The 12,948-nt window shown below is 71.0% G+C and carries 12 protein-coding genes; 7 read left to right on the forward strand and 5 right to left on the reverse strand.

Annotated elements, in window-relative coordinates:
• Both KL771_RS22440 and KL771_RS22445 read right to left on the reverse strand, forming a co-directional pair.
• A partial coding sequence (locus tag KL771_RS22440) for an NAD(P)-binding protein (RefSeq protein WP_261970743.1) occupies positions 1 to 187 on the reverse strand: 187 nt, incomplete at its 3' end.
• A complete protein-coding gene (locus tag KL771_RS22445; protein WP_261970744.1) occupies positions 187 to 1,161 on the reverse strand; it encodes an aldo/keto reductase in 975 nt (324 codons plus the stop codon). The genes KL771_RS22440 and KL771_RS22445, both read right to left, overlap by 1 nt.
• A 299-nt stretch (positions 1,162 to 1,460) precedes the next feature.
• Here KL771_RS22445 and KL771_RS22450 point away from each other — a divergent pair, with 299 nt between their 5' ends.
• The 3 genes from KL771_RS22450 to KL771_RS22460 all read left to right on the forward strand — a co-directional run bounded on the left by KL771_RS22450 (position 1,461) and on the right by KL771_RS22460 (position 4,655).
• The gene (locus KL771_RS22450) at positions 1,461 to 2,381 is read left to right on the forward strand and encodes an alginate lyase family protein (protein ID WP_390867506.1); all 921 of its coding nucleotides are present in this window, start codon (positions 1,461 to 1,463) and stop codon (positions 2,379 to 2,381) included.
• A gap of 104 nt (positions 2,382 to 2,485) precedes the next feature.
• Positions 2,486 to 3,892 carry an exopolysaccharide biosynthesis polyprenyl glycosylphosphotransferase gene (locus KL771_RS22455; protein ID WP_261970746.1) on the forward strand — a complete coding sequence of 469 codons (1,407 nt, stop codon included), beginning with the start codon at positions 2,486 to 2,488 and terminating at the stop codon, positions 3,890 to 3,892.
• On the forward strand, positions 3,882 to 4,655 hold the full coding sequence (locus tag KL771_RS22460; protein ID WP_261970747.1) for a polysaccharide deacetylase family protein: 774 nt from the start codon (positions 3,882 to 3,884) through the stop codon (positions 4,653 to 4,655). The genes KL771_RS22455 and KL771_RS22460 overlap by 11 nt, the downstream gene beginning before the upstream one ends.
• On the opposite strand, the gene KL771_RS22465 is transcribed toward KL771_RS22460, so the two are convergent.
• From KL771_RS22465 to KL771_RS22475, 3 genes are read right to left on the reverse strand one after another with little or no spacing between them, the layout of a single operon-like run.
• Entirely contained in the window at positions 4,624 to 5,523 is a 900-nt protein-coding gene (locus KL771_RS22465) for a glycosyltransferase family 2 protein (RefSeq protein ID WP_261970748.1), read from the reverse strand. The two genes, KL771_RS22460 and KL771_RS22465, sit on opposite strands and share 32 nt — an antisense overlap.
• A complete protein-coding gene (locus tag KL771_RS22470) occupies positions 5,520 to 6,821 on the reverse strand; it encodes an O-antigen ligase family protein (RefSeq protein WP_261970749.1) in 1,302 nt (433 codons plus the stop codon). Before KL771_RS22470 ends, KL771_RS22465 begins: the two co-directional genes overlap by 4 nt.
• Positions 6,818 to 8,098: a hypothetical protein gene (locus tag KL771_RS22475; RefSeq protein WP_261970750.1), complete on the reverse strand. Its 1,281-nt coding sequence runs from the start codon at positions 8,096 to 8,098 to the stop codon at positions 6,818 to 6,820. Before KL771_RS22475 ends, KL771_RS22470 begins: the two co-directional genes overlap by 4 nt.
• 221 nt (positions 8,099 to 8,319) lie before the next feature.
• Between KL771_RS22475 and KL771_RS22480 the strand changes: the two genes are divergently transcribed.
• The 4 genes from KL771_RS22480 to KL771_RS22495 all read left to right on the forward strand — a co-directional run bounded on the left by KL771_RS22480 (position 8,320) and on the right by KL771_RS22495 (position 12,902).
• Positions 8,320 to 9,051: a WecB/TagA/CpsF family glycosyltransferase gene (locus tag KL771_RS22480; RefSeq protein WP_261970751.1), complete on the forward strand. Its 732-nt coding sequence runs from the start codon at positions 8,320 to 8,322 to the stop codon at positions 9,049 to 9,051.
• Positions 9,048 to 10,265: a glycosyltransferase gene (locus KL771_RS22485; RefSeq protein WP_261970752.1), complete on the forward strand. Its 1,218-nt coding sequence runs from the start codon at positions 9,048 to 9,050 to the stop codon at positions 10,263 to 10,265. Before KL771_RS22480 ends, KL771_RS22485 begins: the two co-directional genes overlap by 4 nt.
• A complete protein-coding gene (locus KL771_RS22490) occupies positions 10,262 to 11,380 on the forward strand; it encodes a GNAT family N-acetyltransferase (protein WP_261970753.1) in 1,119 nt (372 codons plus the stop codon). The genes KL771_RS22485 and KL771_RS22490 overlap by 4 nt, the downstream gene beginning before the upstream one ends.
• A 100-nt stretch (positions 11,381 to 11,480) precedes the next feature.
• On the forward strand, positions 11,481 to 12,902 hold the full coding sequence (locus tag KL771_RS22495) for a GumC family protein (RefSeq protein WP_261970754.1): 1,422 nt from the start codon (positions 11,481 to 11,483) through the stop codon (positions 12,900 to 12,902).
• Positions 12,903 to 12,948: the final 46 nt, after the last annotated feature.

Raw genomic sequence — 12,948 nt, forward strand, 5'->3', positions numbered from 1 at the left:
TGTCGGCTCCCGGCCCTGTCGCTATGGTGCCGCCCCCGACCGGCCGGCGCCCGCCGGATTCCAGCACCAGGACGCGCCGCCCGTACCGCGCCCATTCGAGCGCCAGCGTCAGCCCGACCGGACCAGCACCGACGATGCAGAGGTCGTGGCGGCCCGCATCGAGCCCGTCGAGTCGCTCGGTGATCATCACGCGCCCGCCGGCCGAAGGAGATCGCGCGCGATCTGGACTGCCGCCGGATTCGGCGGCAGGGCCGCACGGGCGAGATTGAGCCGGCGATGCGGGGCTGCGAACATCGAGGCCAGCACCACGCCATCCGGATTGGACGCGAAGGCGCGGTCAATCAGCAGGCTGGCGGCGGCCTCGCGCGGCGCGGCGTCATAGCCGGCCGCCTGCAGGCGCCGGCGGGCGGGCGGATCGGACTCGAGGCGGGCGACGAGCCGGCTGAGCGCGCCGTCGAAGCCGAAGACCGAATGGGTGACGGTCGCGATCGGCCGCGTGGCCACTTCGCGCAAAGCGGCCAGCGGTTCGGTCTGCGGATCGTCGGCCAGTTGCAGGACGCGATAGGGCAAATCGGCCCCGGCCCCGGCCCGGCAGGCGTTGAGGTCGCCGGCGACGCAGACCGCACGCGCCTTGCCGGCGGCTAGGAGATCCTCCAGGGCGCGGACCACGTCGTCGCGCACCGTGTCGGCCGGGCTCGGCGCATGCAGTGCGAAGACATCGACATGATCGGTCCGCAGCCGCGCGAGCGACTGGTCGAGCGAAGCGGCGATGCCGGCGGCATCGAGCGCGATTGGGCGGTAGCGCGTCGCCGCGGCGGCGCGGAAGCGGCGGCGCAGGCCGGCAAAGCGGGCCGCGAGCGGCCGGCCGAGCCGGTAGGCGAGCCGCATCAGACCCGACCGCTCCGGACCGGCGAGCCCGACCTTGGTGCAGAGGCGGACGCCGTCGCGCCGGCCGGCCAAAAACTCGCCGAGAATCGCTTCCGCCTCGCCGGCCCCGTAGGGCGGCGCCACGTCGAACCATGTCACCCCGCCGTCATGCGCTTCCGCCAGCGCCCGCAGGCCGTCCGCCCGGCCGATCCGGGAGCCGAGCGAGGCGCAACCGAAGCCGAGAGCCGAGGCCGTCAGCCCGGTACCGGGAAGCGTCACGACGCGGAGGGACATGCTGGCCTCGGAGATTGGTGCGACGGGATCCGCGAGCGATCCGGCAGTGATCTGCCGTGCAGGGCGGCGCCTGTCCAGGGCGAGAACGCCCTGATGACGAGCGCAACCGCATCCGGGACGGCGCCTCTCTTGCATGCAATGATGATGCCGTCCCGACTTCCTACGCCCGGTGCCTCGCAAAAGGCCCCTCACCCGCAAAGGACCATCGCGCTTTGGGAAGCCTGCCCCCGCCCCCGCCTCGGTCCGGCCGCCTCACCCGGTTTCCGATCGTCGCCATGGTCCTGATCGTCGCGGCGACAATGCACCGGCCGACGGTTGCCGAGGTCCCGTGCCGGATCGTTCCCCCACCGGCAGAGCCTTTGAATGTCGACGGCTTTTATGCCGACCCTGCCGGAGGCCAGGTGGATCCGGCACGCCGCGCGGCGCGCGACCGGGCCGTCGCGATCTATGAGGCGGTGGTCCGGGCGGTTCAGGCCGGCGCGGACGACTATGCGCTCGGCGGCGACGCATCGGCCGGCGCCTGCGCGCTGGGCCAGTTGCGCGCCTGGGCGCGCGGCGGCGTGCTCGTCGGGGCCCTTGCGACGCAGCAGGGCGAATATGAGCGGGCCTGGTATCTGACCGGCCTCGCCCTCGGCTATCTGAAGCTCCGCCCGCTCGACGGCCATGGCCGGCCGGTTGAGGACTGGCTCCGAGCGATGGCGGACGGCGTCGTCGCAGTCCTCGACCAGGACCGGATTCCGGCCAACAATCTGCTCTACTGGTCCGGGCTCGCACTCGCGGCATCCGGGCTCGCCACCGGTTCGCAGGCCCATCTGGCGCGCGGACAGGACATCCTGACCGCTGGGCTCGCGGCGGTGGCCGCGGACGGAAGCCTGAAGGCGGAACTCGACCGAGGTGCCAAAGCGCTCGACTATCACGCCTTCGCGACGGCGCCGCTGGTGCTCCTGGCGGTGATCGCCGAGGCCCGCGGCAAGCCTTTCGACCGGGCCGCGCTCGAACGGCTCGGCCGCTTCGTCCTGGCCGGCATCGCCGATCCGGCCGTCCTCTCCCGCCGCACCGGCCGGACCCAGAGCCGGCCGGAGGACTGGAACCTGGCGTGGCTGCCGGCCTACGCCAGTCTGATCCCGACCCGCGCCCTGCCGTCCCATGCCACACGCAGTCATTTTCTCGGCGGCGACATCGGCGCCACCCTGGCGGCGATCCGATCGGGGACCCGGTGAGACGGACTGTCCCCCAAAGGGACAGATTTACTGGCCTATCGGTTGCATGCAAGACCGTTGCTGTGGGAGGAAGCGCCCAGCCGAAAAGGCTCACGGAGTCGACGGTGACATCGATCGGAATCACGGAGCGGGAACCGGCCAGCCGACGGAAATTCAGCCTCGCTTGGATCTGGCTTTCGGTCGCGCTCGCCCTTGCCGACATGCTGGTGGTCGTCGTCACCTCCGTGGTCCTCGGGGCGACATACTACCGGTACGTCCTCGACAGCACGCCGCCGCACTCCGGCCATCTCGGCGAAGGCATCACCTTCGCGCTGATGCTGGTCATCGTCTCGGGGTTGCGCGGCGACTACCGCCGGTCGGCCCTGCTCGACGACGTGCGCTGGCCGCTGGATCTCTGGGTCGCCTGGACGATCGCCTTCGGGGCGGTGATCGCGCTGATGTTCCTTTTGAAATCGAGCCTCGACATGTCGCGCGGCGTCACCGCGGCGGTCTATGTCGCCGGCTTCGTCCTGCTCCTCGTCACCCATTTCGTCGCAACGCGGCTGGTTGCGGCGCTGGCCGCCAGTGGGCGCGTGCGTCCGCGGCGCGTCCTGCTGGTGACCAGAACCGGCGCCAGCGATGCGGCCACGGCGATCGCGCACGACCCGACCATCACGGCCAGCGCCTTCGAGGTCGTCGCGCTCGACGGCCGCGCCGACCCGGTCGGCGATGTCGTCGGCATCGCGCGCGACCTGCAGCCCGACGAGATCCTGCTCTCGCTGCCGTTCCAGGACGCCGAACTGATCGACCGCGTCGCCGACGGCCTGATGGTCACGCCGGCCACCATCCGGCTGGCTCCGACCGGGCTCAGTTCGCGCGTCTTCGCGCTGTCGCATGAGGGCGTCGGCGGCGTCGTGCTGGCGCGGGCGCCGCTCGATGCCTGGGAGCGGATGCAGAAGCGAGCCTTCGATGTCGTCGTGGCGACGGCCGGCCTGATCGCGCTGGCGCCGCTGCTCGTCATCGTCGGCATCCTGGTCCGCCTCGACGGCCACGGCCCTGCCCTGTTCCGCCAGACCCGCTACGGCTTCAACCAGACCCCCTTCACGGTCTTCAAGTTCCGCACCATGCGGGTTGTCGAGGCCGGCGCCGACTTCACCCAGGCAAGCCGCGGCGACCCGCGCATCACGCGGTTGGGGCGCATCCTGCGCCGGACCAATGTCGACGAACTGCCGCAGCTCCTCAACGTGCTGATGGGCGACATGTCGATCGTCGGTCCGCGCCCGCATCCGGTCGCGCTCGACGACGCCTTCCAGAGCCGCATCGCGCACTATACCCGGCGCCACATCGTCAAGCCGGGCATGACCGGCTGGGCGCAGGTGCACGGCCTGCGCGGCGAGACCGATACCGACGAGAAGATGCGCATGCGCATCGAGTACGATCTGGTCTATGTCGAAAACTGGTCGCTCAGTCTCGACATCCGCATCGTGCTGATGACCCTGTTCTATGGCGCGGCCTACCGGAATGCCGTCTGATCCCGCGCTTCGGCCCGCTCCCGATGCCGGCCCGGCCGGCCGCCGCTGGCTGCCGCACCGCAAGATCCTGACCTTCCACGGCCTCGGCATGCCGGGGCCGCATGTCGACGCTGCGGAACGGCCCTACTGGATCGGCGCGCCGGCCTTCGCCGCCGCGCTCGTCCGGGCGGCCGGCGACGCGGCCATCGAGATCACCTTCGACGACGGCAATCTCTCCGATCTCTCGATCGCGCTGCCGCGGCTGCTCGAAGCCGGCCTGACGGCGCGCTTCTTCGTGCTCGTCGGGCGGATCGGCCGGCCGGGATATCTCGCCGCACCCGATCTCGCCGCCCTGCACCGAGCCGGCATGGCCATCGGCAGCCATGGCGCCGACCATGTCGACTGGCGCCGGGCCTCCGACCAGGAACTCAGGCGCGAACTCCACGATGCGCGCCACATCATCGAGGATGCGATCGGCGCCGCGGTCACGGAGGCCTCGATCCCGTTCGGGGCCTTCGATGCCCGCGTGCTCGGTGCGCTCGCTGCCGCCGGCTATCGCCGCGTCTATAGTTCATCGGGCGGACTCGCCGGCGCCGCGGCCTGGCTCGTGCCGCGCAATACCGTACGCGCGGACCGGCCGGCCGAGGCGGTCCTCGATCGCCTCGCGGGTTGGCGCCCGCGCGCGGCGTCTGCTCTGCGCAATCCGCTGCGCGCCTGGAAGCACGGCCTGCCGCCCTGGGCGTCGCCGCCTGTCAGTAGAGGGACGGCAGATCGCGGCCGGTGAGCTGGCGCAGCTTGCCGAGATTGAGCCAGAACTTCAGCGCGAAGCGCAGCGACCGGGCTCGGTCGACCGGCCGCAAAAGGAGCGCGGCGGCCAGCCCGGCGAGGGCCTTGGCGGCATTGCCGGCGTGGAAGATGAGCCCGGCCGGACCGAACCCGCGCCGCCCGCCGAGCCGGAAGGCGGCATAGGACTGACCGGAGCGGAGCGTCCGGCGGCGCAAATAGGCCGGTTGAAGCCGCGCCGCCGGCACCTCCTCGTCGATGCGCGCGTCGTCGGTCACCACGATCGCGGCGCCGGCGCGATGCAGACGGTGGAAATAGTCCGTGTCCTCGCCGCCGGTCCGCCCGAAGGCGGGATCGAAGCGCAGGCCCGACCAGCGCGGATCGTCGCGCCGGAACAGCACATTGCCGGTCCGGCCGGTATCGACGCGGCGTCCGCGCCGGCCCCAGTCGACATGGAGCGGGTCGGCCCGGCGCAGCCAGTCCGGGGTGCCGGGCGGATAGACGGGGAAGACCGGTCCGATCACCACGTCGGCCTCGAACTCGGCCATGGCGGCGATGAGGCGGACGAGCCAGTCGGTGCTGACGCGCTCGTCGTCGTCGACGAAGGCCATCAGCGGCGTCGCGGCCGCGGCCAGGCAGGCATTGCGGGCGACCGAGATATTGCCGGCGGCGACCGGCAGCACGGCGAGCCCGAACGGCCAGGGCCCGGCGCCCGCGATCAGGCGCGCGACCGCGCCGTCGGGCGAATCGTCGGCGACCAGTACGGTCATGGAGAGACCTGCCGGCCGTTCGATCGCCGCCAGCGAAGCGAGCGTCGCCATGAGCGAGGGCCGGCCGATGCTGGCGATGCCGATGGTCAGGGCCGTCATGGCGCCGCGCTCCGCCGGATCTCGCCGGTCAGGGCCGCCGCCAGAACGAAGGACATCGAAAAGAAGTCGAAGCCGCGGAACCAGGCGCTTTCGAGAAAATTGTAGAGACCCGTGAACAGCATCAGTGCGAGGCAGAGCCAGCCGAGACCGAACCGCGCGCGCAGGGCGCCGCCGCAGGCATGCAGGGCGGCGAACAGGATCACCATCAGGAGCGCGAGGCCGACGCGGCCGAGCTGCAGCAGGATGTCGATATAGCCGTTGTGCGCATGGGGCATCTTGGCGACGAAGCCGCGCGCCTCGCGCAGGCTGGGCGAGTCCGGGCCCGCCTGCCAGAAGGACTCGAAGCCGAAGCCGAGCCAGGGCCGGCGCTCGGTCATCGGCAGGGCGAAATCCCAGATCTCGGTCCGGGTCGTCAGCGTCGGGTCGCCGAACAGCGCCGTCGCTACGGCCGGGAAATCCCACAGATAGGCGGCGACGCCGACCGCATAGACGACATAGGCAAGCCCCGCACCGAGGCCGACAAGGACGGCCGGCGACAGGCGGGTGGCGCGCGCGATGACGGCCGCGCCGAGCACAATCGCCGGCACCAGGACCGCGAGGCCGAGCGAGGTCTTCGAACGGCTGAGCACCAGGAGCAGAACGGCGGCGGCGATCACCAGGAAGGCCGCGACGCGGGTCCAGCGCGCGCCAGCGAACAGTTGGTGGAGCGCGAACAGGATCGCCAGCGCGGCGGCGGCGCCGAGGCCGTTCTTCTGCGGGTAGACGCCCTCGTGGCCGAGCGGGCCGGCCGGCTTCACCGCCACCATGGCGAGATTGACCAGCATGATCGCCGCCAGCGTCCAGAAGATGCGCGCGACCACCCCGTCCGGATCCTCCGCAGCTCGGACCGACAGGATCAGTGCGGCGACGATGGCGACCTGCAGCACCGCCCGGCGCAACGCGATCCCGGGCGCCACCGACCAGAGCGCCGAGATCAGGCACAGCGTCACGAACAGGGCGATCAGCCCCGTCACGGCATCGTCGATCGGACGCCGCCGGCCGTAGCTGGTCGCGATCCAGGCAAAGCCGGCGGCGAGCAGCAGGAGCGGGAAATAGACTTGGCTGAGCGCGCTCGATTCACTCTGCAGCACTTGGAAGGCCGGCCCCGTATCGGGGCTGCGGCCATAGAGGATCGGCCAGATCAGCAGGCCGTAGGCAAGCATCAGCGCAGGAATCCAGCGCGCCAGCCGACGCGTCCAGATGGCCGTGTCGCCGGCGTGTCGGGTGCCGGGCCGATGCGCCTCGTCGGCAAGGGTCATGGCCGCGCCCCCTCCCCGACAGCCCCGCTCCGGCGGCCGTTCCCGACCACCAGGACGAGCGACCAGACCAGCGCGACGGTTTCGCCGACCGCGACCGCCCCGACGGCGTAGACGGTCGGCACCGCCGTCGCCAGTCCGGCCAGCGCGACGGCCGAGGCCGCCGCCCCGCCGACCGACACGAAGGCGAGCGGCCGGAAGCAGCGGGCGGCCTGCAGATAGGTGCCGAGGCAGATATGGCCGGTGCCGATCAGGGTCGTCAGCCCCCAGGCGGCGGTCAGGACACCGATGCCGGGATACCGGCCGCCGAACAGCCGGGGCTCGATCCATGGCCAGGCCAGCGCCAGCGCGGCCAGATAGCCGAGCGAGAGAAACAGCACCCCGCCGGTGCCGAGGATCACGGTCCGCAAGGCGTCGGCATCGCGGCGTTCGACCAGGGCCCGGGTCATCTCCGGCCGGGCGACCCGCGACCAGGCGGAGGCCAGAAGCGGCAGCGGCCCCATCAGGGCGCGACCGGCCTGAATCGCACCGAGTGTTTCGGCGCCGCGCAGAGCCTGGACGGCGAAGACATAGCCGCGGAACTGCGCCTCTGTGGTGACCGCGCCGAGCAGGCTCCAGCGCGCCTCGTGCCAGAACCGGCCATAGCGGCGCCAGCCGCCGCTCCGACTATCGGCCCCAAATCCGACATCCGCGGCACGCTCCCTGCGGAAGCCGAGACGACCGAAGGGCCCGGTGGCGTGTGCGACGGCGACGGCAGCGGCGCTGCCGGCCGCCATACCGGACAGAAGCGCCGGAACCGGCGGCATCATCCGCCAGAGCAGGCCTGCCGCCAGCGCCGAGACCGAGACCGCAACCAGATCGATGACCAGTGCCCGGCCGGCCTCGGACAGCGCGAAGGCGACGCCGCGCTGCGTCTCGCGCCAGAGCGAGAAGAAGCATAGCGCCAGCGCCGGACCGAGATAGGCCGCGTCGGTGCCGGCGAAGGCGAGGAGGATCGCCGCCACCGGCATCAGGGCGACGCGCAGGCGATGATCGGCGCCGAGCAATACGGAAAGCACGTCGGCCCGCGTTGCCGTGCCTTGGCCCGGCAACGAGACGCCGATCGGCGTGGCGACGAGCGCATTATGCACCGAACCCAGGATCAACAAGATCGCCAGCACATAGCTGAACCGGCCGAATTCCGCCGGCGCAACCGTCGCGACGAGCAGCAGCGAGAGCCCCAGATTGAACGCGCTCAACACCGCCTGATCGAGGATGGAATAGACCATCGCCCGCCGCATCGTACCATCCTCTCCCAGATCCAGACCTTGGACCTGTCCTTCGGGGCCTCGCGCAAGCACGCGGCGTGCCTGCCCCGACGGCACGAAAAATGCCACGATCGCTGCGGCATGTCTGCCGATGGATGCAGGCTGTGCCAAGTGTGGACACCAATTCGGGACGTGATGCCGAAGGGCGACGGATACGACGTGCCATGACGTTGACGGGCGGGGATCGGTCCCGCGTGACATTTCTGGGCGCTCCCTACGATCTGACCCCGGTCGAGACCGTATTGGCCACGCTCGCGCAAAGGCACGGCGGCGAGCCGTTCCGCTATGTGGCGACGCCCAATGTCGACCATCTGGTCCGCCTGATGCGCCGCCCCGAGCTCGGGCCGCTCTATACAGACGCCTGGCAGTGCTGGTGCGACAGCCATGTCGTCCGCCGCCTCGGCCTCCTGTTCGGCCTCAGGCTTCCGCATCTCAACGGCACCGACGTGGTCGAGCGCATCTTCGCCGAGGTCCTGCGCCCGGGCGACCGCATCGCCGTGATCGCGCCGCGCCCCGAGGTGCTGTCGGCACTGGCCCGCAGCGCCCCGACGATCGAGGTCGTCGGCCACTGCCCGCCGATGGGGTTTGCCGACGACGAGGCCGCCATGGCCGCCTGCATGCGTTTCGTCGCCGACCATCCGTCCCGCTTCCTGTTCGTCGCCGTCGGTTCGCCGCAATCGGAGATGCTGGCGCACCGGCTCGCATCCGCGCCCGGCGTCACCGGGACGGGTCTGTGCATCGGAGCGGCGATGGAATTCGTCAGCGGCCTGAAGACACGAGCGCCGAAGCCGATGCAGGCGCTCGGTTTCGAATGGCTGCACCGGCTGATCAGCGAGCCGCGCCGCCTGTGGCGGCGCTACATCCTCGGCATCGGCCCGCTCGCCATTCTGGTCGCCCGGGAAGCCGTGCGGCGGGTCCGCCCATGACCTCCGTCACGCCTGCATCAGTGTCTCCCCGCAAGCCGCTCATCCTGCACATCTCCTCCGACTATCCGAACCCGATCCGCACGCCGACCACCAACGCGGTCGAGCGGCTGGTCGACCGGATGACCGACCATCCGCAGGTGGTCGTCTCGCTGCAGCGGGTTGGCCGGCCGTGGCGCACCTACTGGCGCGATCTCGGCATGGTCGGTGGCAGGCGTCTGATCGCGCACGGCTATTTTGCCCTTCCGCTGGGCGTCGGCATGCTTCTCTGGCAGTGGCGCCTCGCCCGCCGCATCCGCCGGTTCCTGGCCGCCGAGGGGATCGTGCCGGATATCGTCCACAGCCACCGCTTTACCTTCGAGGGCATCGCCGCCTGGATGGTAGCCTGCGCCACCGGTGCCGCGCTGTTCCAGTCCGTGCGCGGCGAGGTCGAACAGAAGGTCTTTCGGCTGAAGCCGACCTACCGGCCCCTGTTCCGGCGGATGGCGCGCGACGCCGCCCGCATCTTCTACGTCTCGGCCTGGTACCGGGCCGGCTTCGAGCGGCATACCGGCGCCGACCCGGCCCGGACGCGGCTGCTGCCCAATATCGTCCTGAACGCGCGACCCGAAATCGAGCCGGACGCACCCGAACCACGCATCGTGGTCGCGCTCCGGCTCGACGCGCTCGACAGGAAAGGGTTGCCGGACCTGATCGCCGCCTTCGCGGCGGCCGGCCCCGTGCTCGACGGCCTTTGGCTCGACATCGTCGGCGATGCGCCGCCCGACAGCCCGGATCGGGACCGCGTCCAGGCGCTGATCGCCGCCCACGGTCTCGAAGGCCGTGCCCTGCTGCGCGGTCCTGTCGGCCACGAAGCCTTCCTTTCCGAGTTGCCCAGGGCCATGGCCCTGGCGATGCCGTCGCGCGACGAGACCTTCGGCATGGTCTATCCGGAAGCGCTGTTTTCCGGGGTGCCGATCCTCTACGCGGCCGGCACCGGCATCGATGGCTATTTGGACGGGCTCGAGGTCGGCATCGGCGTCCGGCCGGGCGACGTGACCGGGATCGCCGATGGGCTGGTCCGCCTCGTCCGCGACAATGCCCGCTACCGGGCGGCGATCCGGGCCGCGGCACCGACCCTGTTCGAGCGCCTGTCGCCGGAGGGGGTCGTCGCGCGCTACCGCGCCGAAGTCGACGCCGCGACCGCGCCGACGGCCGGTCGGAGGCGCGAGGCATGACGGGCACCACCTTTGCGATCTCGGTGCACAAGTCCGCCGCGTCGATCGAGACGGTCTGGCGTCAGTTGGAGGCCGACGGGGCGGTCACGGCCTTCCAGCGCTACGACTTCGCCGCCCCGCTCTATGAGACCTTCGCGGCCCATGGCCGGGCCGAGCCGGTCGTCGTCCTGGTCAGCGCGGCCGATACCGGCCGGCCGGCCATGATCCTGCCGCTGTGCCGGTTCCGGGACGGGGGCCGGATCATCGCCTTCGCGGATCTGCGCGTCGCCGACTATTGCGCGCCGGTGCTCGCGCGCGGGTTCATGCCCGACGCCGCGACCTTCCGTGCCCTCTGGCGGCAGATCGAAAGCGCGCTGCCCGCAGCCGATATCGTCCATCTGCGCAAGCTGCCCGCGACGGTCGGCGGGCGTCCCAATCCGCTGCTCTGGCTGCGCCCGCGGGCCGCCTTTCCGGTTCACGCCCATGGCGTCGCCATCGCGCATCCCTGGAGCCAGCACGCGTCCGGTTCGATCAGCAAGAAGCAGCTTGGCGAGTTGCGCCGGAGCGAGTCCAATCTCGGACGCCTCGGCACGCTCGGCTTCGCATTCCACGACGGCGGCGCCGCGGCCGAGGCTCTCTTCGACGAGCTCTACGCCCAACGCACAGCCCGCTTCGCGGCGCTTGGCCGCGACGACGTGATGGCCGACCCGATGTGGGCGGCCTTCTATCGCGACCTGGTCGCCGGCACCACGGCGCGGCCGGCGGCCCGCATGATGGGCCTGACGCTCGACGGGACCGTCATCGCCTCCGGCCTAGGCCTCGTCCATGACGGTGCCTTCCTGCTGCTGATCCCCTCCTTCGACATGGAGCGCTACGGCCGGTTTGGCCTCGGCCGGTTGCAGATCCACCGGGCCATGCAGGCCTTCGCCGAGGATGGCCTGACCTATTTCGACCTGACCATCGGCGACGAGCCCTACAAGAGCGCGTTCGGGGTCGACGACCGGACCCTGTTCGAGGTGGTCCGGCCGCTCGGTCCGCGCGGCCTCGGGCTTGCCGCGGTCTGGCATGCCAAGGTCTTGCTCCGCCGGTTCCCGGCCTTGCGCGATCGACTTCGACGCTGGACCGGCCGCGCCTGACCGGTCCAGGCACAAGCATTGCAATTCCAGCAATCGGGACATCGCAGGGCGGCGCACTTCGCCAAATTCGTGCCAATTTGATGCAATCTGGATCGGGTTGATGGTTTCCGCCGATTTCGACTTCCAAAGGACCCCGGCCGGCCCTGACCGATCGGCAGGGGCCGGGCTGGACGCGTTCGGCCGGGACGTCGCGGCCGTATTCGGCTCGCTGTGGCGGCGCAAGCTGTGGATCGCCGGGACGGTCGCTGTCGCACTCGGCGCCGCCTTCCTGTTCGTGCTGCTGTCGACCCCGCTCTATCTTTCGACGACCCGTCTCCTGATCGATCCCCGGCCGAAGCGCATCCTGGAAAGCGAAGTCGTCCCGTCCGGGCTCGGTTCGTCCTCGTCGGGTGCCGATTCCCTGCTCGTCGACAGCCAGGTCGAGATCGTCGGCTCCGACGCCGTTCTGCGCCGGGTGATCGAGGCCAAGCACCTCGCGGCCGATCCGGAGTTCCTGGTCGGCGGCGGGCCGGGCCTGACGACCCGCCTGCGCGCGCTGCTCGGCCAGGAGGCGCGCTCGGCCGAGCCGACCGAAATCGCGCTCGACCGGCTGCGGCGGCTCAGCCGGATCGCGCGGGTCGGCAACACCTATGTGATCGAGATCGGCATCTTCTCGCGCGATGCCGAGAAGGCGGCTTCGATCGCCAACGCCATCGCGGCCGCCTATCTGACCGAACAGGCGAATGCGTCGACCAGCGCCACACGCGAGACGACGGAATCGCTGACCGGCCGCCTCAAGGCACTGCGCCAGGATGTCGCCGCCGCCGAGGACCGCGTCGAGGACTACCGGCGCAAGAACAGCCTCGTCGGCACCCAGGGCGTACTGATCGACGAGCAGCAGCTTCAGGACCTGAACGGCCGTCTCGGCGCGGCGCGTCTGCAGCGTGAGGCGGCGGAGGCGCGCTTCGCGCAAAGCGCGCGCCTGGCGCAGGCGGGCGGCGGCTCGGCCGCCTCGTCCGAGGCGCTCGACAGTCCGGTCATCGCCGGCCTGCGAACCAGTCTTGCCGAGTATGAGCGCAGCCTGGCCAATCTCGGCGAGCGGCTGGGGCCGAGGCATCCGCAGGTTCGAAGCCTGGAGGCCCAGAAGGCCACGGTGAAGGCGCAACTCGACAGCGAGGTGCGCCTGGCCGTCGAGCGTGCACGCAGCGCGCTCGATCTCGCGCGCAAGAACGAGGCAGGCCTGACGGCGAGCCTCAACGGCCTCAAGCAGAAGGCGCTGACCAACAACGAGGCCCAGATCCGCCTGCGCGCCCTGCAGCGGGATGCGGAAGCCTCCCGCGCACTGCTCGAGACGGTCCTGTCGCGCGCCAAGCAGAGCGGCGAACAGGAGGCATTGCCCAGCACCAATGTCCGGGTTCTGGCCGCCGCCGTGGCCCCGTTCCGCGTCTCCTATCCGCCTGCCCCCATCGTCCTGGCCGCCGCATTGGCGCTCGGGCTCGTCCTCGGCTGCCTGATCGCTTGGTTCCGCGATCGCTTCGCGTGATGGGCCGACCGCCCGGCCCCTCTGGCAAATGCAGCAACGGAACCCC

Origin of the sequence: Prosthecodimorpha staleyi (assembly GCF_018729455.1) — a bacterium.
Lineage (GTDB): Bacteria > Pseudomonadota > Alphaproteobacteria > Rhizobiales > Ancalomicrobiaceae > Prosthecodimorpha > Prosthecodimorpha staleyi.

Coding starts and splice junctions, on each gene's coding strand:
- KL771_RS22495 (WP_261970754.1), top strand. CDS start 11,481: ATGGTTTCCGCCGATTTCGACTTCCAAAGGACCCCGGCCGGCCCTGAC.
- KL771_RS22460 (WP_261970747.1), top strand. CDS start 3,882: ATGCCGTCTGATCCCGCGCTTCGGCCCGCTCCCGATGCCGGCCCGGCC.
- KL771_RS22490 (WP_261970753.1), top strand. CDS start 10,262: ATGACGGGCACCACCTTTGCGATCTCGGTGCACAAGTCCGCCGCGTCG.
- KL771_RS22450 (WP_390867506.1), top strand. CDS start 1,461: ATGCACCGGCCGACGGTTGCCGAGGTCCCGTGCCGGATCGTTCCCCCA.
- KL771_RS22470 (WP_261970749.1), bottom strand. CDS start 6,821: ATGACCCTTGCCGACGAGGCGCATCGGCCCGGCACCCGACACGCCGGC.
- KL771_RS22465 (WP_261970748.1), bottom strand. CDS start 5,523: ATGACGGCCCTGACCATCGGCATCGCCAGCATCGGCCGGCCCTCGCTC.
- KL771_RS22485 (WP_261970752.1), top strand. CDS start 9,048: ATGACCTCCGTCACGCCTGCATCAGTGTCTCCCCGCAAGCCGCTCATC.
- KL771_RS22445 (WP_261970744.1), bottom strand. CDS start 1,161: ATGTCCCTCCGCGTCGTGACGCTTCCCGGTACCGGGCTGACGGCCTCG.
- KL771_RS22475 (WP_261970750.1), bottom strand. CDS start 8,098: ATGCGGCGGGCGATGGTCTATTCCATCCTCGATCAGGCGGTGTTGAGC.